The organism is Rhodococcus sp. NPDC127527 (assembly GCF_042672245.1).
Taxonomy (GTDB): Bacteria; Actinomycetota; Actinomycetes; order Mycobacteriales; family Mycobacteriaceae; genus Rhodococcus_G.
Genome location: NZ_JBHXVP010000001.1, coordinates 510,010 through 531,228, shown reverse-complemented (window position 1 = coordinate 531,228; position 21,219 = coordinate 510,010). Strand labels below are relative to the sequence as shown.

General features: G+C 69.9%; 20 protein-coding genes. 8 read left to right on the top strand and 12 right to left on the bottom strand.

From position 1 onward, the window contains the following. Positions 1–14 precede the first annotated feature (14 nt). From ACFVH2_RS02485 to ACFVH2_RS02450, 8 genes are all read right to left on the bottom strand, one after another. Complete coding sequence (locus tag ACFVH2_RS02485; RefSeq protein WP_378421212.1) at positions 15–788, bottom strand: SDR family NAD(P)-dependent oxidoreductase; 774 nt, start codon at positions 786–788, stop codon at positions 15–17. Further along, positions 782–1,636, bottom strand: a complete 855-nt coding sequence (locus tag ACFVH2_RS02480; protein WP_378421211.1) for an SDR family NAD(P)-dependent oxidoreductase — start codon at positions 1,634–1,636, stop codon at positions 782–784. Before ACFVH2_RS02480 ends, ACFVH2_RS02485 begins: the two co-directional genes overlap by 7 nt. A gap of 9 nt (positions 1,637–1,645) precedes the next feature. After that, positions 1,646–2,149, bottom strand: a complete 504-nt coding sequence (locus ACFVH2_RS02475; protein WP_378421209.1) for a nuclear transport factor 2 family protein — start codon at positions 2,147–2,149, stop codon at positions 1,646–1,648. Positions 2,150–2,344: 195 nt separating this feature from the next. Then, entirely contained in the window at positions 2,345–4,486 is a 2,142-nt protein-coding gene (locus ACFVH2_RS02470; RefSeq protein ID WP_378421207.1) for a 3-hydroxyacyl-CoA dehydrogenase NAD-binding domain-containing protein, read from the bottom strand. A gap of 28 nt (positions 4,487–4,514) precedes the next feature. Then, positions 4,515–5,729 (bottom strand): acetyl-CoA C-acetyltransferase, encoded by a 1,215-nt coding sequence (locus tag ACFVH2_RS02465; RefSeq protein ID WP_378421205.1) that lies wholly within the window; start codon positions 5,727–5,729, stop codon positions 4,515–4,517. 178 nt (positions 5,730–5,907) lie between these two features. After that, the gene (locus ACFVH2_RS02460; protein ID WP_378421203.1) at positions 5,908–6,546 is read right to left on the bottom strand and encodes a response regulator; all 639 of its coding nucleotides are present in this window, start codon (positions 6,544–6,546) and stop codon (positions 5,908–5,910) included. Next, the gene (locus tag ACFVH2_RS02455; protein ID WP_378421201.1) at positions 6,543–8,543 is read right to left on the bottom strand and encodes a histidine kinase; all 2,001 of its coding nucleotides are present in this window, start codon (positions 8,541–8,543) and stop codon (positions 6,543–6,545) included. The genes ACFVH2_RS02460 and ACFVH2_RS02455 overlap by 4 nt, the downstream gene beginning before the upstream one ends. A 6-nt stretch (positions 8,544–8,549) precedes the next feature. Further along, on the bottom strand, positions 8,550–9,242 hold the full coding sequence (locus tag ACFVH2_RS02450) for a hypothetical protein (RefSeq protein ID WP_378421199.1): 693 nt from the start codon (positions 9,240–9,242) through the stop codon (positions 8,550–8,552). Between the two features lie 258 nt (positions 9,243–9,500). Between ACFVH2_RS02450 and ACFVH2_RS02445 the strand changes: the two genes are divergently transcribed. Together ACFVH2_RS02445 and ACFVH2_RS02440 are read left to right on the top strand one after the other, a co-directional pair. After that, positions 9,501–10,442 carry an acyl-ACP desaturase gene (locus ACFVH2_RS02445; RefSeq protein ID WP_378421197.1) on the top strand — a complete coding sequence of 314 codons (942 nt, stop codon included), beginning with the start codon at positions 9,501–9,503 and terminating at the stop codon, positions 10,440–10,442. A gap of 104 nt (positions 10,443–10,546) precedes the next feature. Further along, positions 10,547–11,518 (top strand): alpha/beta hydrolase, encoded by a 972-nt coding sequence (locus ACFVH2_RS02440; RefSeq protein WP_378421196.1) that lies wholly within the window; start codon positions 10,547–10,549, stop codon positions 11,516–11,518. 18 nt (positions 11,519–11,536) lie between these two features. Here the strand turns inward: ACFVH2_RS02440 and ACFVH2_RS02435 are convergent, their stop codons facing one another. After that, positions 11,537–12,514 (bottom strand): pirin family protein, encoded by a 978-nt coding sequence (locus tag ACFVH2_RS02435; protein ID WP_378421194.1) that lies wholly within the window; start codon positions 12,512–12,514, stop codon positions 11,537–11,539. Between the two features lie 113 nt (positions 12,515–12,627). Here ACFVH2_RS02435 and ACFVH2_RS02430 point away from each other — a divergent pair, with 113 nt between their 5' ends. Together ACFVH2_RS02430 and ACFVH2_RS02425 are read left to right on the top strand one after the other, a co-directional pair. Beyond that, positions 12,628–12,972: a GNAT family N-acetyltransferase gene (locus ACFVH2_RS02430; protein WP_378421192.1), complete on the top strand. Its 345-nt coding sequence runs from the start codon at positions 12,628–12,630 to the stop codon at positions 12,970–12,972. Positions 12,973–13,025: 53 nt separating this feature from the next. Beyond that, a complete protein-coding gene (locus ACFVH2_RS02425; protein WP_378421399.1) occupies positions 13,026–13,442 on the top strand; it encodes a carboxymuconolactone decarboxylase family protein in 417 nt (138 codons plus the stop codon). Here ACFVH2_RS02425 and ACFVH2_RS02420 read toward each other — a convergent pair. Further along, positions 13,439–15,718, bottom strand: coding sequence for a DNA polymerase III subunit gamma and tau (locus tag ACFVH2_RS02420; protein WP_378421190.1), 2,280 nt, complete (start codon positions 15,716–15,718; stop codon positions 13,439–13,441). The two genes, ACFVH2_RS02425 and ACFVH2_RS02420, sit on opposite strands and share 4 nt — an antisense overlap. A gap of 158 nt (positions 15,719–15,876) precedes the next feature. Here ACFVH2_RS02420 and ACFVH2_RS02415 point away from each other — a divergent pair, with 158 nt between their 5' ends. The 3 genes from ACFVH2_RS02415 to ACFVH2_RS02405 all read left to right on the top strand — a co-directional run bounded on the left by ACFVH2_RS02415 (position 15,877) and on the right by ACFVH2_RS02405 (position 18,507). Continuing rightward, positions 15,877–16,473: a dihydrofolate reductase family protein gene (locus ACFVH2_RS02415; RefSeq protein ID WP_378421188.1), complete on the top strand. Its 597-nt coding sequence runs from the start codon at positions 15,877–15,879 to the stop codon at positions 16,471–16,473. A gap of 188 nt (positions 16,474–16,661) precedes the next feature. Beyond that, positions 16,662–17,975, top strand: coding sequence for an ammonium transporter (locus ACFVH2_RS02410; RefSeq protein WP_378421186.1), 1,314 nt, complete (start codon positions 16,662–16,664; stop codon positions 17,973–17,975). Positions 17,976–18,105: 130 nt separating this feature from the next. Further along, complete coding sequence (locus tag ACFVH2_RS02405; RefSeq protein WP_378421184.1) at positions 18,106–18,507, top strand: VOC family protein; 402 nt, start codon at positions 18,106–18,108, stop codon at positions 18,505–18,507. Between the two features lie 43 nt (positions 18,508–18,550). Here the strand turns inward: ACFVH2_RS02405 and ACFVH2_RS02400 are convergent, their stop codons facing one another. Continuing rightward, entirely contained in the window at positions 18,551–19,135 is a 585-nt protein-coding gene (locus ACFVH2_RS02400; RefSeq protein WP_378421182.1) for an HhH-GPD-type base excision DNA repair protein, read from the bottom strand. A gap of 97 nt (positions 19,136–19,232) precedes the next feature. Between ACFVH2_RS02400 and ACFVH2_RS02395 the strand changes: the two genes are divergently transcribed. Continuing rightward, on the top strand, positions 19,233–19,886 hold the full coding sequence (locus ACFVH2_RS02395) for a DUF5701 family protein (RefSeq protein ID WP_378421179.1): 654 nt from the start codon (positions 19,233–19,235) through the stop codon (positions 19,884–19,886). 36 nt (positions 19,887–19,922) lie between these two features. On the opposite strand, the gene ACFVH2_RS02390 is transcribed toward ACFVH2_RS02395, so the two are convergent. Beyond that, positions 19,923–21,215 carry an aminotransferase class I/II-fold pyridoxal phosphate-dependent enzyme gene (locus ACFVH2_RS02390; protein WP_378421178.1) on the bottom strand — a complete coding sequence of 431 codons (1,293 nt, stop codon included), beginning with the start codon at positions 21,213–21,215 and terminating at the stop codon, positions 19,923–19,925. Positions 21,216–21,219: the final 4 nt, after the last annotated feature.

Here is a 21,219-nt window from a genome sequence, read left to right as displayed (position 1 = left end):
CCTTCTTCGGCGGACTAGACGCCGAAGCCGCCTGATACAGAAATCTGCTGCCCCGTAATGTAGTTCGCCTCGTTCGAGGCCAGGAACACGCAGGCGGCACCGATGTCCGCGGGCTTGCCCCACCGCTTGAGCGGCACCAGCTTGTGGACCTCGCGCTCCCACTCCTCGTCGAAGACCCCCTGGGACTTGAGCTCGAGGAACATGCCGGCCTCGATCACGCCGACCAGCACCGAGTTTGCTCGGATGTTGTGCGCGCCCTCCTCCTTCGCGATCCCGCGGATCAGCGATTCGTTGGCACCCTTCGGGATCACCGACAGGCCGTCGAGCATCGGGAACCAGTGGTCGCCGGCGGAACCGAGGTGGACCACCGAACCCCCGCCGTGCTCGCGGAAGTGCGGCAGCACCGCGTGCACAGCGGTGAACATGCCCAGGGTCTCGATCTCGATCGACCGCCGGTACTGCGCGGGGGTCGTCTCGGCGACGGTGATCTGGTCGACCACCGGGCCCGCACCCCACACGACGGTGTGGATGCGCGTGTGCTCCTCGACCACCTCACCGAGCACCCGGGACACGTCCGCCTCGTCGCGGACGTCCACCTGGTGTGCGCTGGCCTTGACCCCGAGCGCCCGCAGCTCGGCCACGGTCGCCTCGGCGACCTCGCGCTTGGAGTTGTAGCAGACCGCGACGGCGCTTCCGGCCCGCGCGAACTCGCGCGCGACGCCACTGCCGATGCCACCGCTGCCGCCGAACACCAGCGCGGCGCCGTCCGGGAAATTCAAGGTCAGCATGCTTCTACTCCATTGGTGTCGGGTCCGAACACCGCCCCGCCGCCGAACGCGGCGCGGTGCGAGATCGGCTGGTTGCCGTCGACGTCGGTGACGCCGTAGTGCCGGGCCACCTCTGCGGTGACCAGCGTGTGGCCGGAGCGCGCGTTCAGATCGGGGTCGCCTGCGAGGGCGACGACGACGCGGCCAACGAACTCCGGCGACTCCGCGTCCGCGATGGGGAATCCCTCGATGTCGTCGACTCCCATGGCCATCACGAACTCCGTCTTGACCAGTCCGGGCCACAACGACAGGGTGCTCACCCCGGTGCCCTCGAGCTCGACGGCCATGTCGTGGGCCATCTTGTCGAGCCCGGCCTTCGACATCCCGTAGAGCACCGAGTGCAGGTATCCGCGGGTACCGAAGGACGAGATGTTCGCGATGGCACCGGAACCCGCCGGAACCATCAGCTTGGCGGCCTCGACGCTCGCCACGTAGTGGGCACGCAGACCGACGCCGATCAGCGAATCCCAGTCGCTCACGGGGCGCTTCCAGAACGGCTCCGTGAACCCGGCGAATCCGTCGGGGTTGGCCCACACGTTGTTGACCAACAGGTCCAGCCGGGCGTCCTGCTCCTCGCGAATGCGGGCGAACACGCCCGCGATCTGGGCGTCGTCCCGGTGATCGCACTGCACGGCGATACCCGTGCCACCCCGGTCGGTGACCGCGGCCGCGCTCGCGTCGAGCGGACCGCCGCCTCCGACCGGCCCGCGCCCGGTGACGTACACCGTCCAGCCGTCCGCTCCGAGGGCGCCCGCGATGCCCCTGCCCACTCCTCGACTCGCGCCGGTGACGAGCGCAACCTTGCTCATGCGCGTCACCTACTGCTCGACGAGGCAGTCGTCACCGAGCGGTCGCGTGATCGCCCAGGACCGCCGGAAGTGGCACTTGGACATCTTCCACTGGCCGTCTTCCACGACGTACTCGTCGTCGTACTCGCCCGACATCACGGTCTCGGTCCGCTCGACGAGGTTGACCTGCCGAAACCGGAGGGTCCACTGGCCGGACGCCGAACCGTGGTCGTGCACGGTGATGTCCGGGTGCATGCCGTGGTGCATGTCGAGGATCACGTGCCGGCCGTCCACCTGCTGCAGCGCGATCTGCGTGAAGACCTCGGCGATCTTGTCGGCGTCGTCGAACGCGCCGAGGGCGCCGTAGTCGATCGATGCGCCCGAGGCGATGAAGCACGCCCGGAACACCGTGGGGTCCTTCGCGTCACATGCCCGCCAGTACCTGTGCTTGAGAGCCTTGATCGCTTCGATTTCGGCGAACTGCTCCACCGACGACAAACCGTTGGGACGGCCCGTGGCGATTGACTGAGACACCGCGACTCCTGTTCTCCGATCGGCCCGAGACTGCTGTGCTCCAGGCCACACCGGGTGAACCTAGTGTCGACTTCCCCGACCGCCCATACTCTTTCCCTCGTCGCGGGAAACCGCAGGTCGCAGGCACCGGAAAACGCCGAAAGGCGCCCCCCGCTCGGTCGGACCGAGCGGGGGGCGCCTCGAGGCGGACGGGGCCTAGGCCTTCAGGGACGCCGGCGGGGTGAAGCGCTCGCCGTACTTCGCCGCGAGCTCCTCGGCGCGCTTGACGAAGCCGGCCTTGCCGCCCTTGTAGCCGACGACGTACTGGTGCACGCCACCGGTCCAGGCCGGGAAGCCGATGCCCATGATCGAGCCGATGTTGGCGTCGGCGCTGGTCATCAGGACACCCTCGTCGAAGCACTTCTGGGTCTCGATGGCCTCGATGAACAGCATCCGCTCGATGAGGTCCTTGATCGGGGCCTGGTTCGAGCCCGAGTTGAACTGCTCGCGCAGCCCCGACCACAGGCCGGTGCGCTTGCCGTCGACGTACTCGTAGAAGCCCGCCCCACCGAGGCGACCCTTACGGTCGTTGCCCTCTACGAGGAAGTTGATCACGTCGCCGGCCGGATCCGCGGGCAGCTCCTTGCCCTCGGCCAGCGCCGCGGCCTTGGACTCCGCGCGGATCTTCTGCATCAGCGTCAGGTTCAGCTCGTCCGAGAGCTGCAGCGGCGCCGCCGGGTAGCCCGCCTGCATGCCGGCCTGCTCGATGGTGGCCGGCTCGATGCCCTCGGCGACCATACCGATGGCCTCGTTGATGAACGTGCCGATGACGCGCGAGGTGAAGAAGCCGCGCGAGTCGTTGACCACGATCGGGGTCTTGCGGATGGCCTGCACGTAGTCGAACACCCGGGCCAGCGCCTCGTCCGAGGTCTTCTCACCGCGGATGATCTCCACCAGCGGCATCTTGTCGACGGGCGAGAAGAAGTGGATGCCGATGAAGTCTTCCGGGCGCTTGACGCCAGTCGCGAGACCGGTGATCGGCAGGGTCGAGGTGTTCGACCCCAGCAGCGCGTTCGGCTCGACGATGTCCTCGATCTCCTGGAAGACCTTGGCCTTGAGCTCGGGGCTCTCGAAGACGGCCTCGACGACGAAGTCGACGCCGGCGAAGTCCGCGGGGTCGGCGGTCGGGGTGATGCGCGCGAGCAGGGCGTCGGACTTCTCCTGCGTGGTCTTGCCGCGCGAGAGCGCCTTGGCCTCGATCTTCTCCGAGTACGCCTTGCCCTTGGTCGCCGCCTCGATGCTGACGTCCTTGAGCACGACCTCGAAGCCGGCCTTCGCCGACACGTACGCGATGCCGGCGCCCATCATGCCGGCGCCGAGGACACCGACCTTCTTGATCTCGCTCTTCGGGATGTCCTTCGGGCGCGAGGCGCCGGAGCCGATCGACTGCATGTCGAAGAAGAACGCCTGGATCATGTTCTTCGCGACCTGCCCGGTGACGAGCTTGGTGAAGTAGCGGGACTCGATGCGCAGCGCGTTGTCCACGTCGACCTGGCTGCCCTCGACCGCGGCGGCCATGATGGCGCGCGGGGCCTCCATCGGCGAGCCCTTGAGGGTCTTGCGCAGGTTCGCCGGGAAGGCGGGCAGGTTCGCCGCGAACGCCGGGGTGGCGGGGGTGCCACCGGGGATCTTGTAGCCCTTGACGTCCCACGGCTGCACGCCGGACTCGGGGTTGGCCTTGATCCACGCCTTCGCGGCGGGGACGAGCTCCTCGACCGAGGAGACGACCTCGTCGACGAGGCCGATCTCCTTGGCCTGCTGCGGTCCGCGCTGCTGGCCCTGCAGCAGCATCTGGGTCAGCGCCGTCATGATGCCGAACATGCGGACCGTGCGGACCACGCCGCCGCCGCCGGGCAGCAGGCCGAGGGTGACCTCGGGCAGACCGATCTTGACGCCCTTGACGTCCGCGGCGATCCGGTGGTGGGTGGCCAGCGCGATCTCGAGGCCGCCGCCGAGGGCCGCACCGTTGATGCAGGTGACGACGGGCTTGCCGAGGGTCTCGAGGCGACGCAGGTCCGCCTTGAGGGTGACGCTGTGGTTGAAGATCTGCTCGGCGTCCGCGGGACCGACCTTGATCATGTTCTTCAGGTCGCCGCCGGCGAAGAAGGTCTTCTTGCCCGAGGTCAGGACGACGCCCGTGATGGCGTCCTTCTCGGCGTACAGCCGGTCGACGGTGGCATTCATCGACGCGATGTACCGGTCGTTCATGGTGTTCGCGCCCTGGTTGGGGTCGTCGATGGTGAGCACGACGATTCCGTCGGCGTCCTGCTCCCAGTTGATGATGTTCTGCTCGCTCACTTCGTCTCTCCTGGTAGTCCGGGCCGCGTCAGACGCGCTCGATGATGGTGGCCACGCCCATGCCGCCGCCGATGCACAGCGTGACGAGGGCCCGCTTGGCGCCGCGGCGCTCGAGCTCGTCGACCATGGTTCCGGTGATCATGGCGCCGGTGGCACCGAGCGGGTGGCCCATGGCGATGGCGCCGCCGTTGACGTTGAGCTTCTCGTCCGGGATGTTCAGGTCCTTCTGGAACTTCAGGACGACGGACGCGAACGCCTCGTTGATCTCGAACAGGTCGATGTCGTCGACCGTGAGGCCGGCCTGGGCGAGCACCTTCTTCGTCGCCGGCGTCGGGCCGGTGAGCATGATGGTGGAGTCGGCACCCGAGGTGGCCGTCGCGACGACGCGGGCGCGCGGGGTCAGGCCCATCGCCTTGCCCGCCTCCTCGCTGCCGACGAGCAGCAGCGCGGCGCCGTCGACGATGCCGGAGCTGTTGCCGCCGTGGTGGACGTGGTTGATCTTCTCGACCCAGTGGTACTTCTGCAGCGCGACGGCGTCGAAGCCGCCCATCTCGCCGACCATCGCGAAGGCGGGGGCGAGGCCCGCGAGGCTCTCCACGGTGGTACCGGGGCGCATGTGCTCGTCGTTGTCGAGGATGGTGATGCCGTTGATGTCCTTGACCGGGACCACGGACTTGGCGAAGTATCCGCCGGCCCAGGCCTTCGCCGCCAGGTCCTGCGAACGGACGGCGTACGCGTCGACGTCGTCACGGCTGAAGCCCTCGATGGTGGCGATCAGGTCGGACGAGATGCCCTGCGGGACGACGTAGTTGTCGTAGTTGGTGGCCGGGTCGTTCACCCAGGGGCCGCCGTCGCTGCCCATCTTGACGCGCGACATGGACTCCACGCCGCCGGCGATGACCATCTCGTCCCAGCCGGAGCGGACCTTCTGTGCGGCCATGTTCACGGCCTCGAGGCCGGAGGCGCAGAAGCGGTTGATCTGCACGCCGCCGACGGTGTCGGGCAGGCCGGCGTCGGTGGCGGCGATGCGCGCGATGTCCATGCCCTGGTCGCCGAGCGGGGAGACCACACCGAGGATGAGATCCGAGATGCGGTCCTCGTCGAGGTCCGGGAAGCGCACGCGCAGCTCGTCGATCAGGCCGGTGACCAGCGAGATCGGCTTGACCGAATGCAGCGAGCCGGTGTTCTTGCCTCGGCCACGTGGGGTTCGGATGGCTTCATAAATGAATGCCTCTGTGGTCACGGTGTTCCTTCCTGTGCACGGCTGCGCCGCGTGCGAGCGGTTCGTCTTCGGATCCAACGTGTGGTCGGGCGCCGGTCACGGCACCGACCCGAGGCAGACACCCCGATGGACGCAATAGTAGAACGTGTTCCAAAATGGGGTCTAGGACCGAACCGAGCGAGGTCCGTGACCGATGTGATCAGCCCAGGCCGGCATCCCGAGCCAGCACGATGGCGGACGACCGGTCCGCCGCGCCGAGCTTGGCCAGGATGTTCGAGGTGTGGTTCCGGACCGTCTTCGGGCTCAGGACCAGGCGCCGGGAGATGGTGGCGTTGTCGTGACCGGCGGCGATCAGGTCGAGGATCTCCCGTTCCCGCACGGTGAGCGACGGAAACACGGTCGACGGCAGGCTCACCGAGGCCGCCATGAAGCCCATCGCCCGCTGCGCGACCGCGGCGCCCAGGATCAGCTCGCCGTTGGCCACCGCCCGCACCGCCCGCTCCACCTCCTCCGGACCCGCGCCCTTGACCAGGTAGCCCCGCGCCCCCGCGCGCACCGAGGCGACGAGCGAGTCGTCATCCTCGTGCATGGTCACCATCAGCACGAACAGTCCCGGCAGCCGCTCCACCAGTTCCTTGGTCGCCTCCACCCCGGATCCGTCACCGAGTTCGATGTCCATCAGCACGACGTCCACCTCGCCGGTCACCGCCTCCAGCGCCTCGGCCGCCGAGCTGGCCTCGGCCACGACCTCGATGCCGTCGAGAGTCGACAGCAGCGCGACCATACCGAGCCGGAACACGGGGTGGTCGTCGACGACGGCGACGCGGATGACTGTCATGACGGCGCCAACGGTAGCCGGGCGACGACCCGCGTTCCGTGCGGCGGCGACGAATCGATCACCAGGGTTCCGCCGAGGGCACGCGCCCGCTCGCCCATCGAACGGGTGCCGACGCCGGGAGCCCGCCCGGCGTCGAACCCGGCGCCGGCGTCCTGCACCGTGACGGTGAGATGTCGGTCCGTCGAATCGGTTGTCGTGCAGAGCGCCTCGACCCGACACCGGTCCGCGCCACTGTGCCTGCGCGCATTGGACACCGCCTCCACCACGATCCCGTAGGCGGCGGCCCCCGCGTCCGCGTCCACGCCCACCGGAATCTGGACACTCACCTCGACGGCGAATCCGCCGCGGGAATGCTGGGCGGCCAGCTCGTGCAGCGCGGCGGCCAGGCCCAGTTCGTCGAGGATCGACGGAAAGAGGTTGCGCGACAACGACCGGACGCCGTCCACCTGGTGATCGAGCTGCTCCTGCAGCGACTCCAGCAGTCGACCGGCCGCGTCCGGGTCGCTGCAGAGCAGGTTTCGCACCCCCTGCAGGCCCAACCTGATCCCGGCCAGCGACGGCCCGAGTCCGTCGTGCAGTTCCCGCCTGATCACCCGCCGCTCCTCGAGCCGCACCGAGGACAGGCGGGTCCTGGTGGCCTCGAGGTCACGCGAGGCCTGCACCAGCACCAGCCCGGCGGCCACCACGGAGGACAACTCCTGCAAGGACTTCCGTGCCCGCGCGCCCAGCGACTCACCCGGGGGTGCGGTAGCGGTCAGCCTGCCGACGGTGCCGCCGCGGTGAATCAAGTCGACCTCGACCGCCGGGCCGGTCGGATCCCCGCAGCGCGTGATCGGCTCCGCGTCGCCGTCCCGCCACACCGTCACCGACTCGAGGCGCAGGGCCGCCGCGACACCGCCCGCCAGTTCCGCGACCAACTCGTCCGAATCCGCCGAGGCGAACCGGGTGCCCAGGCTGCGGACCGCCCGGGCCGGGTCCAGCCCGTCGCCGTACACCAGGTCGTGCACCCGGCGCTGCAGCCACAGCCGCGCCGGCTGCACCGCCACCGCAACCGTGCCCGCCGCGACCGCCTGCGCGATCACCGAGTCCGTGGTCGGGAGCAGCCGGGCCAGGGCGGTCGCGACCGCCACGTACAGCCCGATCAGCACGACCGTCAGGGTGCCCGCGAGCACGGCCCGGCTGACCGCGAGGTCGAGCCCCCACATCCGTTGCCGCAGTATCGAAACCAGCATCGCGGCCGGGTAGAAGGTCTGCACCACCAGGTGGGTCAGCGGGGTCAGCACCCACAACCAGGGCCACGACGCGGGCAGCGCGAGCGGCACGAAGGACAGCGCCATCATCGCGGTGCCCAGGCACAGCCAGCCGAGGCCCACCCGTTCGGCCACCGGCCCGCGTCGCCACCGACGGGCGACGTCGGCCGCCGCGGCCAGTCCGACCGTCACCACGGGGACCACCAGCGCGGCCGGTGCGGTCTCGGCGTAGGTGCGGGCCGCGAAGAACCAGACCGTCGTCGCGACGCCGACCCCCAGTCCGACCTTGCCGACCGTGTCGAGCCGGTGGTCACGAATCAGCCAGGGCACCACCAGGAACAGCGCGAGTGTGCCCGGGATCCACGCGGTGTTCTGCAGCGGGTCGATCGCGGCGACCGCGGGCAGTCCCGGTCGGACGGTCGCCAGTTGAGTCCAGGCGTAGCTGAACGCGGCGAGACCGAGTCCGATCGCGGTGAGGCCCAGGATGACCGGAACCGGGTGCGCGCGGCGGGACAGCACCACCCCTCCGACGGTGCCGTAGACGCCCGCGCCCACCAGGTCCACGAGGAAGAACAGCTGGTTCGCATCGAGGGCCGGACTCGCGCCGAGGAACGCGACCAGCGCCAGCACCGCAAGCAGCCACGCGGTGAGCGCGAGCACCGCGGCGGGTACGGGCCATCCCCCGGCGCCCGCCACCACCTCGGATCGCTCGCTCACCCGCTCCCCTTCCCGTCTCCGGATCCGCATTCTCCGTCAGCGACGGTCGGCGCGCCCCGAGAACCACAGCCCGAGCGCGCAGACGAGCACCCAGACCGGTCCGGTGAACCCCGCCATGTACTGGAGCGGGGAGATCCCGAACAGGGCGGTCACCGCGCCGAGGACGGCGCTGGTCCACCCGATCCAGCGCGGCAGCGCGTCGTGCCGCAGCGCGGCGACGGCGACGGCCAGCGCGCTCACCCCGGCGCCCGCCCACAGCCACGGAATGGTGCCCAGCCAGTGCGCCCCGACCACCGCGAACTCGGGCACCAACTGTTCGTGCTCGGACAGCCCGAACACCAGCTCGGTGGTCAGCCCGGTCCCGATCAGACAGGCCGCCGCGGTGAGAAGCAGCCCGCCCGCCGCGACCGACGGCAGCAGGCTGCCCACGTCCACGCGCGCCGCGATTCGCCGCTGCAGGCCGGCGGCGAACACCAGCAGTGCCAGCGCCGCCACCGCGAAGGCGACGTGTTCGACGAGGATCGACGGACGCTGCTCGGCGAGTCGCGCGGTCATCGCGACGGCGTTGCCGGCGATGCCCTCCTCCGTGGTGACGGAGATCCTCGTGCTCGCTTGCGTCCCCACGATCCCGCCGATCCCGGCGAGGACGCCGATCAGCGTCCACCCCGACCGTTGCCGGGCGCCCACCCGGACCTCCGGCGCGGCCTGAAGCTCACTGGCTGTGCTCATCTACCCACCTCCTGCTCTGCCCCGCTGCGGTCGCGGCGCATTCGACTGCGGACGACGTTGCCGCGCCCGGTGTCCCGGCCGCCAGGGTCACCCGACCCGGGTGGCCGGGAATTCACGGGCGACGGATCGGATAAAGCGGACCGAATTGCCCGACATCCTGGAACGGTCCCGGATCGCGGTGTTCAATTGGTCGAGTACGACTCCGGGCACCACGACGCGGGCGGCGGATCCCGATCCCCAACGCCCCTGGGAGTTCTCATGGCGACGTTCTCGACACCCCGGCAACTCGACCTGCTTCGTGAGCTCGAACCGACGGTGGAGGCGAATCTCAACCGGCACCTGTCCATCGCCAAGAACTGGAATCCGCACGACTACGTGCCGTGGGACGAGGGCCGGAACTTCGCCGCGATGGGCGGCGAGGACTGGGAACCCGACCAGTCCAGGCTCTCGGAGGTCGCGAAGGCCGCGATGATCACGAACCTGCTCACCGAGGACAACCTGCCCTCCTACCACCGCGAGATCGCGGCCAGCTTCTCCCGCGACGGGGCATGGGGCACCTGGGTGAACCGGTGGACCGCCGAGGAGAACCGGCACGGCATCGTCATGCGCGACTACCTGACGGTGACCCGCGCGGTCGACCCCGTTCAACTCGAACAGTTCCGCCTCGAGCACATGACCAACGGCCTCGTCTCGCCGATGGAGGGATCGTTCCTGCACTCCGTCGCGTACGTGACCTTCCAGGAACTGGCGACCCGGCTCTCGCACCGCAACACCGGCAAGGCGTGTGCGGACGCCGTCGCGCAGCGGATGCTCGACCGTGTCGCGGCCGACGAGAACCTGCACATGGTGTTCTACCGGAATCTCGCCGGCGCCGCGCTCGACCTCGCCCCCGACTCAGCGATGGTGGCGCTCACCGACGTGGTCACCCATTTCCAGATGCCCGGCTTGACGATGCCCGACTTCCGGCGCAACGCGGTGCTGCTCGCCAAGCACGGCATCTACGACCTGCGCCAGCACCTCGACGAAGTACTGCTTCCCGTGCTGCGGATGTGGCACGTGTTCGAACGCACCGACTTCACCGGCGAGGGTGAACGTGCCCGCGATCGGCTCGGCGACTATCTCGAGACACTGCGGCAGTCGGCGACCCGGTTCGAGGAGTCCCGCGAGCGGATGCTCGCCCGGGAGGCGGCGCGCGCCTGACAGGTCGCTCCGAAAATGTGGAATTGATTCTGACCGATGGCCCGCGCGCTCGCGGCGCTCGCCCTATCGTATGCGTGACACTCTGTAACGACGAAGGGGTCGGTATGCGAACGGGCGAATCCACGGTGTGGCACTGGGACACCAGCCTTCGGGCTCACCTGGTCTCGGGTTTCGCGCGGTCGGTCGTCAAGCCGCTGTTCACGATCTGGCCGATCACCGACCGCGGGATCCTGGCGCTGACCCGGCTGGAGACCTACCTCGACCGGCTGCCCGCGCCGCCGAACACCGCCGTCGAGCCGCTGCTGCTCGGCGGGGTGCGCTGCGAGCGAATCACTCATCGTCGGCGCGCGACCGACCACCTCGACGGCGCGACCATCCTCTACCTGCACGGCGGAGCCTTCGTCTTCTGCGGTCTCGGCACCCACCGCGCGGCGTGCGGCCTGCTCGCCGAGCAGGCCGGGGTTCCGGTCGTCTCGGTCGACTACCGCCAGCTACCTTACGGTGGCGTCGGGACCTCGATCACCGACGCGATGTCCGCGTACCGGGCGCTGCTCGACTCCTGCGACGACCCGTCGAAGATCATCGTCGCGGGCGACTCAGCGGGCGGCTACCTGGCGATGAAGGTCGCCGAGATCGCGGCTCTGCAGGGTCTGCCCACCCCGGCCGCGGTGATCGGGTATTCGCCACTGCTGAACCTGCACCTGGGCCAGCACGATCCGAACTTCATGCGCAAGGACGCCTACCTGCCGATGAACAAGGTGCACAAGCTCGAGAACCGGTGGCTCGACGGCCCGGACGCCATCATCGGGGCGGAATCCCCGGTCGACGCCGACCCCGCCCTGTTCCCGCCGGTGTTCCTCGCCTCCGCCGAGCACGAGCTGATGCGCCCCGACGTCGAGATCCTCACCGAGCGTTTCGAGCGGGCCGGACGTCCCGTCGAGACCCACCTGTGGAGCGGTCAGATCCACGCGTTCCCGGTGCTCGGCCCCGTCCTGCCGGAGAGCCAGAAGATCGTCGAACTCAGCGTGGACTTCGTCCGGCGCAACGTCGGCGCACGGCTCGAGAAGTCCGCGTGACGAGGCGGACCCGCGCCGTCAGCCCCGCGGCGCGAGCCTGACGTTCGGCAGGTCCGGCGCGGGAATCGTCTCCTGCCACTCGGCGGGGAACGGACCGTACCTGCCGGTCTGCGGAGAGCTCTGGTCCTGCCGTTCGCGCTGCCAGTCCTCGCGATACTCCACGACCTCGTCATGGCTGCGTCCGATGAAGTTCCACCACATCACGATCTGCTCACCGAGCGGCTCGCCGCCGAGCAGAAGAATCCTGGCGGGCCCGTCCGGCGAGGCAGCGATGTCCACGCCGCCCGCGCCGAGCGGCAGGTAGACCAGCTGACCGGATTTCGCCTCCGCGCCGCCGGCGGACACGATCCCGGTGTCGACCATCACGCCGTGCTCGTAGTCCGCGTCCAACGGGACCGCGAGGGTCTGCCCCGGCCGCAGCGTGATCTCAGCGCCGAGCAGTCGGGTGAAGGTGCGCACCGGCGACGACTGCCCGAACAGGCTGCCGAGGAACACCAGCACCTCGGCGCCGTCGATGTCGAGGACCGGCGGTTCGAAGTGCTCGAAGGCGGGTTCCGTGAAGCGGCCCGCGTTCGGCAGGGCAACCCACAGTTGGACGCCGTGCAGGACGGTGGTGTCGGGGGTCGAGAACTCGGAGTGCGCGATCCCTGAGCCCGCCGTCATCAGGTTGATCTCACGCGGGCGGACGATCGCGTGGGCACCGGTGGTGTCCCGATGCTCGATCTCGCCGCGGAACAACCAGGACACGGTCTGCAGGCCCGTGTGCGGGTGCCCGGCGACGCGCATGCCGCCGCTGTCCGCGACGTTGTCCGGACCGTAGTGGTCGAGGAAGCACCAGGCCCCGATCAGCGACTGCCCACGCTGGGGCAGCGATCGGCGCACCGTCATCGCACGAGGACCGCCGAGTGGCACCTCGCGGTAGTCCAACACCCGCGGGCTGTGGCCGTCGCGGCCGGCGCAGACGACCTCGTCCGGGTTGGGGTCGAGATTGCTCATGGGTACTCGATTCTCAGGTCCGGTTTCCAGACACCGACGACGGCATCCCGCCTCGAAACTATCCCCCGTCGAACCGGCGCGCATGGTTACCGGCGCTGCGGCATAGTGGCCACATGACGGACGAACGAGGCTCGACCGCGCAGTCCCCCACCGTTCACGACGCCGGAGATCGCTACGCGATCCGGCTCGGCGACGAACTCGCCGGCTTCACCGAATACCTCGACCACGACGGTCGGCGAATCTTCTTCCACACCGAGATCGACGACCGGTTCGCCGGCCAGGGCCTGGCCGGCATCCTGGTGCACGAGGCGCTCACCGCGACCGTCGCCGCCGGCAAGCGGATCGTCCCGATCTGTCCCTACGTGGCGAAGTACCTCGGCAAGCACGACGACTTCGCCGCCAGCGTCGACCCGGTCACCCCGGCGGCGTTGGAGGCGGTGCGGTCGGCCCGCCGGTGACCGCCCACAAGCGGATTCCGATCGACAAGCAGTCGCCGTCGATCTACCAGGCGATGACGGCGGTGGCGGTCGAGGTCGGCGCGCGGGCCGTCGACGCCGGGCTCGACCGCTCGATCATCGAGCTGGTCAACATCCGTGTCTCGCAGCTGAACCGGTGCGCCTTCTGCCTCGACCTGCACACCAGGCGCGCCCTGACCGGCGGCGAGTCGACGCGTCGGCTCGCCGTGTTGCCGGCCTGGCGCGAGGTCACCGTGTTCGGCGATCGCGAGCGCGCGGCGCTGGAACTGGCCGAGGCGGTCACGCTGTCGTCGCAGGAGCACCTCGACGATCGCACCTACGCCGCGGTCCGCTCCCACCTGACCGACGACCAGGTCTCGGTGCTGACCTGGGCGGCCATCGCCATCAACGCGTTCAACCGGGTGTCGATCGCCAGCCTGCACCAGATCCGGCCGTCGCCGAAGCCGTCCTAGCCGTCGATCCGCTTGGCGCCCAGTTCGGTCTCGAGCAGTTCGATCGCCATCTCCTCCGGATCCCGGCGAACGGACGGGTCGGACGGCTGCGCCGCCTGCGCCATCATCTCCTCCTCGTCCTCCGCGGTCACCGATTCCGGTGCCGCCGGCTCGACCGGGGGCGGCGGGCCGGGATCGTCCGGGTAGTCCGGGTAGTCCGGCGGCGGGATGTCGTCGACGGGCGGTCCCGGCGTCGGCTCGGATCGCGGCTGCGTCGCAGGCACCGGCGGCGCGGCAGGCGCCTGCTGGGCCTGCCCCTGACTCGGCCGCGAGAACCGCGGTCCGCCAGTCGACTTCGGCTGCTGACGAGGAGTCTGCGGTCGGGACTGCTCGACCGGTTCGGCGGTGCCGACCTCGCAGTCGACCGCCCAGTCCACCCCGAACACCTCGCGCAAGGCATCCCGGATCACCTCGGCGTTGCGCGGTTCCACCAGCCGCTTGGCCAGCGGGGCCGAGGCGTGGCTGAGGATCAGGCGACCGCCCTCCACCGCGCGGACGGTGGCGCCGGACAGCATGACCTCCACCGTGCGGCTGCGCTCACGAACCTTCGCGCGCACCTCGGACCACACCGTTCGCACGGCCGCGGCATCCGGCTGGCAGGAGGCCGCCGCGGGCACCGGCTCGGGCTCGGGCTCGGGCTCGGGAAGTGCAGCGAATTCCGCCACCTCCGGGACCGCGGCCACGGGCTCGGGTCGAACGGTCTCGGCGGCAACGGGTTCCGGCGCCGCCAGCGGCTCGGGCGCTGCCGGCTCGGGCGAGCTCACCGGCTCGGCCACGACGGCCTCGACCGCGGGCGGCGCCTGCACCGGCTCCACCGCGACGGGTTCCGGCGCGACAGGCTCCGGCGGTGCAGCAGGTTCCACTGCGACGGGCTCCGGCGCGACGACGGGCTCCGGCGGAGCAGCGACGGGCTCCGGGCTCGCGGGCACCTGGCCGGCCTGCTGCGCGGCCGCTGCCGCGCGTTGCGAGGGTCGTTGGTACATCGGCGCCGGGCCGGCATCGGCCGGAGCGCCGAGGCCCTGCGCCGGCTCGACGGACGGGGTCGATCGCGCCGCAGTCGCCTGCCCGCCCGGGAGCACGCCGGTGTCCACGCGTCGTTCGAGCCGCTCGAGTCGTTGCAGCACAGCGGATTCCGCATCCGTCGCCGACGGCAGCAGCATCCGCGCGCAGATCACCTCGAGCAGCAACCGCGGCGCGGTCGCGCCGCGCATCTCACCGAGCCCCGCATGCAGCAGCTCCGCGTACCGAGCGAGCGTCGCCGGGCCGATCCGCTCCGACTCCTCACGCATCCGTTCGAGCACGTCACCCGGCGCGTCGACCAGGCCGCGTTCGCCCGCGTCCGGCACGGCGCGCATCAGGATCAGGTCGCGGATGCGCTCGAGCAGATCCACCGCGAACCGGCGCGGATCATGGCCGGCGTCCATCACCTTGTCCACGGTGCCGAACAGCGCCGCGCCGTCCGCCGCCGCCAGGGCGTCCACCGCGTCGTCGATGAGGGCGACGTCGGTGACCCCGAGCAGCGTGAGCGCCCGGGCGTAGGTCACACCCTCGGGCCCGGCACCGGCCAACAGCTGGTCCAGGACACTGAGCGAGTCGCGTGGCGAGCCGCCACCCGCGCGGATGACCAGCGGGTACACCGCCGGCTCGACGGTCACGCTCTCCTGCGCGCAGATCTTCTCCAGCAGCCCGCGCATGGTGTTGGGCGCGAGCAACCGGAACGGGTAGTGGTGGGTGCGCGAACGGATGGTCGGCAGCACCTTCTCCGGCTCGGTGGTCGCGAACACGAAGATGAGGTGCTCCGGCGGCTCCTCCACGATCTTGAGCAGGGCGTTGAAGCCCTGCGTGGTGACCATGTGCGCCTCGTCCACGATGAAGATGCGGTAGCGGGACTCCGCGGGCGCGTAGAACGCGCGGTCCCGCAGCTCGCGGGTGTCGTCGACGCCGCCGTGGCTGGCCGCGTCCAGTTCGATCACGTCGAGGTTGCCCGGACCACCGGGGCCGAGCGCGACACAAGAGTTGCAGACCCCGCACGGCGTGGAGGTCGGACCCTCGACGCAATTGAGCGAGCGGGCGAGAATGCGGGCGGACGACGTCTTGCCACATCCGCGCGGACCCGAGAACAGGTACGCGTGGTTGATGCGTCCGGCGTCGAGCGCCGTGCTCAGGGGCTCGGTGACGTGCTCCTGCCCCACCACTTCAGCGAAGGTCGCCGGTCGATACTTCCGGTAGAGGGCCACGCGGTGAGGGTACCGGCGAACCCCGACACCGCGCCGACAGACCCGAACCGTCGTGTGCCACACGTCACACCCGTGATCTAGTGGGCAACGATGACTTCGGAGCGCCTCGACGGTCTCCACTTCCGTACACCCCGAATCCGACAAGAGGAGCGAGACCCATGCGCATCGTGATCAGCGAGTTCATCAGCGTGGACGGCGTCGTGCAGGCCCCCGGCGGCCCCGACGAGGACACTGCCGGCGGATTCGCGCACGGCGGCTGGTCGCACCCGTTCTTCGATCCCGAGGTGGTCGGCGGGGCGTTCGACGACGCGCTGTCCAAGGCGGAATCGTTGCTGTTCGGACGTCGCACGTGGCAGACGATGGCCGCGGCCTGGCCCGAACGCGCGGGCGACCCGTTCGCCGACCGGATGAACGCGATCCCGAAGTACGTCGTGTCCGAGACGCTCGGCGAGCAGGATCTGACCTGGGACAACACCACGCTCATCCCGGGCGGCGACGCCGTCGCCGCGATCCGGAAGCTCCGCGCGAGCGACGGCGGCGACCTGCTCGTGATGGGCAGCCCGACGCTCGTGCGCACCCTCCTGAGCGAGGGCCTGGTCGACGAGCTCCGCCTGATGGTCATGCCGGTGCTGCTCGGCGGCGGCAAGACCATCTTCCCCGAGGACGGTGGGCTGCACACCCTCGAACTGGTCTCGACGGCCATCAGCAGCACCGGCGTGCACGTGTGCACCTACCGTCCGGCGACCGCGGAGTAGGGCGCCGCACCGGGCCGATCGTCGCCCCGGAACGGCTTCCGCGACGGCGATCGGCCCTGCACTCGCGACGAATCGGGCACGGTGAGGATCGCGAAACACAGCTGCAACACGCCTGCAGTGCCGCGGAAACCCCGAGCCGCCATCGTCAATCCTCGGCGCGGCCCGGTCCGCGCGTGAGGAGAGTTGACGTGCATTCGATCGACACCGGAGACACCGCCTGGCTGCTGGTGAGCACCGCACTGGTCCTGCTGATGACGCCCGGCCTCGCCCTGTTCTACGGCGGCATGGTGCGCTCGAAGGGCGTGCTCAACATGATCATGATGAGTTTCGTCGCGATCGCCCTGGTCACGGTGGTGTGGCTGGTCGCCGGGTACAGCCTCGCCTTCGGCGACGACCTCGGCGGCGGTCTGCTCGGCGGCTTCGAACACCTCGGCATGGCCGGCATCGACCCGAACTCCGTGCACGGGACCGTCCCGGAGTTCCTGTTCGCGACCTTCCAGCTCACCTTCGCGATCCTCACAGCCGCACTGATCAGCGGTGCGATCGCGGACCGCGCCAAGTTCTCGGCGTGGATGGTCTTCGTCCCGGTGTGGGCGCTGGTCGTCTACGTCCCGGTCGCGCACTGGGTGTGGGGACCGGACGGCTGGATCGCCAAGCTCGGCGCCCTCGACTACGCGGGCGGACTGGTCGTGGAGATCGTCTCGGGCGCCTCCGGCCTCGCCCTGGCCCTCGTCCTCGGCCCGCGGATCGGCTTCCGGTCCGAGCCGATGCGCCCGCACAACCTGCCGTTCGTGCTGCTCGGCGTGGGACTGCTGTGGTTCGGCTGGTTCGGTTTCAACGCGGGCTCCGCACTGTCCGCGAACGGCACCGCGGCCGCGGTGTTCCTCAACACCCTCGTCGCCGGCTGCACCGGCATGCTCGGCTGGGTGCTGGTCGAGTCCCGCCGCGACGGACACCCCACCACCTTCGGCGCCGCCTCCGGCGTGGTCGCCGGCCTCGTCGCGATCACCCCGTCCTGCGGCTGGGTGACCGTCCTCGGCGCCGCGGTCGTCGGCACGGTCGCCGGCGTCGCCTGCTCCTTCGCCGTCGGCTGGAAGTTCCGCTTCGGCTACGACGACTCCCTCGACGTGGTGGGCGTGCACCTGGTCGGCGGCATCGTCGGCACCGTCCTCATCGGCCTGCTCGCCGCCAAGGTGATGACGCACGGGGCGGCGGGGCTGCTGTTCGGCGGCGGGCTGGGACAGCTCGGCAAACAGGCCCTCGCGGTCGCGGTGGTCGGGCTCTACGCCTTCGGTGTCACCTACGGCCTCGGCAAGCTCCTCGACCGCTACCTCGGGTTCCGGGTGACGGCGGAGGAGGAGATCACGGGCGTCGATCTGGCCCTGCACGCCGAGTCGGCCTACGAGCACGCCGTCCTCGCACACGGTGCGCCGACCGGACACTTCTCCCTGGAGCACGAGCGGCAGCGTCAGCGCCCGGAGACGGAAACCGACGGGGTCTGACGGCCACCCGTACAGGCCCGCGAGCAGCACCGACCTCCGGGTACCCGACGGTCTCACGCGCAACCTCACTCCGCAGCGGTGAACGGCGCTACGGTGGTCTGAGTCGCCGTTCCGGAGGAAGAGGTGCGTCGTGACGCCGTTCCCAGCTCTCACCCACATCGCGGTCACGGTGTCCGACATGGCCGTCAGCACGGAGTGGTACCAGCGCCTGTTCGGATCGCCGCCGGTCCTCGACGAGGACGAGGAATCCGGCGCCTTCCATCACGCCGTCTTCGTACTCGGCGGCGGCACGATGTTCGGCCTGCACACCCACACGGGCGAGCCTCCGAACGCGGAGTTCGACGAACGACGGATCGGCCTCGACCACGTCGCATTCGCCTGCACCACCGGCGAACTCGAATTCTGGCGCGACCGCCTCGACGAGCTCGGCATCACCCACGGCGGCATCACGACCGCCGCGTACGGTTCCGGCCTGTCGTTCCGCGACCCGGACAATATCGCGCTCGAGTTCTTCGCACCGCCGGCGCTTTGACAAGAGGTGCGCCGCCTGCGAGCGATTTGCAGCGGTGTCCCCTCTACTTCCCCTTCGCGGCCTTCGCCGCCGCCTTCGCGGCCTTCTTGAACTCGCGCACCTCGGCCAGCGTCTGGTCGTCGACCACGTCCGCGATCGACCGCCTCGATCCCTCGTCGCCGTAGGCGCCCGCCGCCTCCCGCCACCCGGGCAGCTGGACGCCGATCTGCTTGCCCAGCAACGCCAGGAAGATGCGGGCTTTCTGGTCCCCGTACCCGGGCAACGCCTTCAGGCGTTTGAGGACCTCCTTGCCGTCCGGCTCACCCTCGGTCCAGATCGCCTCGGTCCGGCCGTCGTAGTGCTCGACCAGATACACGCACAGGTCCTGGATGCGTTTGCCCATCGATCCCGGGAACCGGTGCACGGCGGGCGGGGTCGCGCACAACGCGAGGAACGCCTCGGGGTCCATCTCCGCGATCGTGTGCACGTCCAGCCCGCCGAGTCGATCGTCGAGCTTCTTCGGACCGGTGAACGCGACCTCCATGGGAATCTGCTGGTCGAGCAGCATCCCGATGAGCAGCGCCAACGGATTCGCGGCGAGCAGCTCGTCCGCGTCGGGGGTTCCGGCGAGATGCAGCGTGAGTGCCATGCACCCGATCCTGCCATTCACCTCGGCGAACGTGCGCGGGAACCATCGCGCCGCACCGCCCGTTGAGTTCGGTACACCGTACGGAAGCGAGGAATCCTTGACCGCCACTCCGACCGATATCGAGTTCGACCGCCAGATCACCGCACTCACCGAGGCGGGCTGTCCCGGGCTGACCGGGCTCTCCGACGCCGACTTCGCGGCCGCGCTGGAACCGCTGCGCGCGGCGGTGCTCACGCACCCGGAGAGCGCCGCCGACCACGGCGAGGACCACATCCCGTTCGTCCTGGTCGTGGCCCGTACCGCGCTCGGCGCAGCCATCGACGCACACGAGGCGATGTCGCACACCGCCCTCGGCACCCAGCAGGGTTTCGCGGACCTCGAGCCCGCCGACCTCGCCCGGTTCCGGCCGATCGAGTCCGTCGAGGTACCGGACGGACTCGGCTACGCGCTACTGAACATCGACACCGGGAGCGAGTACCTGAACGTCACGCCCGAGACCGCGCTGGCGTCGCTGACCGCGGTGGGCCGCACCGGGCTCACCGTCGAGGAGGGCATCGCGCTCGTCACCGTGCGCCCCGACATGCTGCGCAAGAACAAGTGCTTCTCGCTGCTGTCGACACGTTGCGGCGACAAGCGAGTGCCCGCGCTGTGGATCAGCCGGCGCCGACCGAAACTGGGCTGGTGCTGGAACGGCAACCCGCACACCTGGCTCGGCTCGGCGTCCACCGGCGGACGGCTGCCACTGCCCTGACGGCGGGCGGCCGGCGTGACGGAACCGGGCCCTGGCCTAGAGGTTGTCGAGCGCGTGCTCGGCGGCGGCCAGCAGCACGCAGGTCGCGACGCCGTCCATCGCCGTCTCGAGGTCCTCCATCGAGGGGAAGCTCGGTGCCAGCCGGATGTTCTTGTCGTCGGGATCGGTGCCGTACGGGAAGGCGGAACCCGCCGCGGTCAACGCGATCCCGGCGTCCTTGGCGAGCCCGATGACGCGCTTCGCGGTGCCCTCGACCACGTCGAGGCTGATGAAGTAGCCACCCTTGGGTTCGGTCCAGGACGCGACCTTCGACGCGCCGAGGCGATCCTCGAGAATCCGCAGCACCGCCGCGAACTTCGGGGCGAGGATCTCGCGGTGCTTGGCCATGTGCGCCCGCACGCCGTCGGCGTCGCCGAAGAAACGGAGGTGCCTGAGCTGGTTGACCTTGTCCGGACCGATGCTCTTCTTACCCACGTGCGACTGGTACCAGGCCAGGTTCGCATCGGAGCTGCCGAAGAAGCTGACGCCCGCGCCCGCGAAGGTGATCTTGGAGGTGGACGCGAAAACGTACGGCCGGTTGGGGTTTCCGGCCTCGGCGGCGATGCCGAGGATGTCGTAGGCGGGCACGAACTCGTCCGCGAGCGGATGCACCGCGTAGGCGTTGTCCCAGAACAGCCGGAAGTCGGGCGCCGCGGTCGGCATCGCGGCCAGCGCGCGGACGACCTCCTCCGAGTACACCGCGCCGGTGGGGTTCGAGTACGTCGGGACCGCCCACATGCCCTTGATCTGCGGGTCCGTCGCGACGAGGCGCTCGATCGCGTCGACGTCCGGGCCGTCGTACCGCATCGGCACGGCAATCATCTCGATGCCGAAGGACTCCGTGATCGCGAAGTGCCGGTCGTACCCGGGGCTCGGGCACAGGAACTTGACCTTCGATTCCTGCGACCACGGCCGCGGCGAGTCGACGCCGCCGTGCAGCAGGGAGAACACGATGAGGTCGTGCATGATCTCGAGGCTCGCGTTGTTGCCGGCGAGCAGGTTCGCGGTCGGGATGCCGAGCAGCTCACCGAAGATCGCACGCAGCTCGGGCAGACCGGTCAGGCCGCCGTAGTTGCGGCAGTCGGTGCCTGCGCCGTCGCGGTAGTCGTGGTCACCGGGGAGGGACAGCAGCGCCGCGGACAGGTCGAGCTGCTCGGGGGCCGGCTTGCCGCGGGTGAGGTCCAGCACGAGCTTCTCGGCCTTCAGCTGCGCATACTTGGCGGACTGCCGTTCGTGCTCGGAACGGAGTTCCTCGTGGCTCATCAACCCAATCTGGGTTTGGGTAGGCATGCCG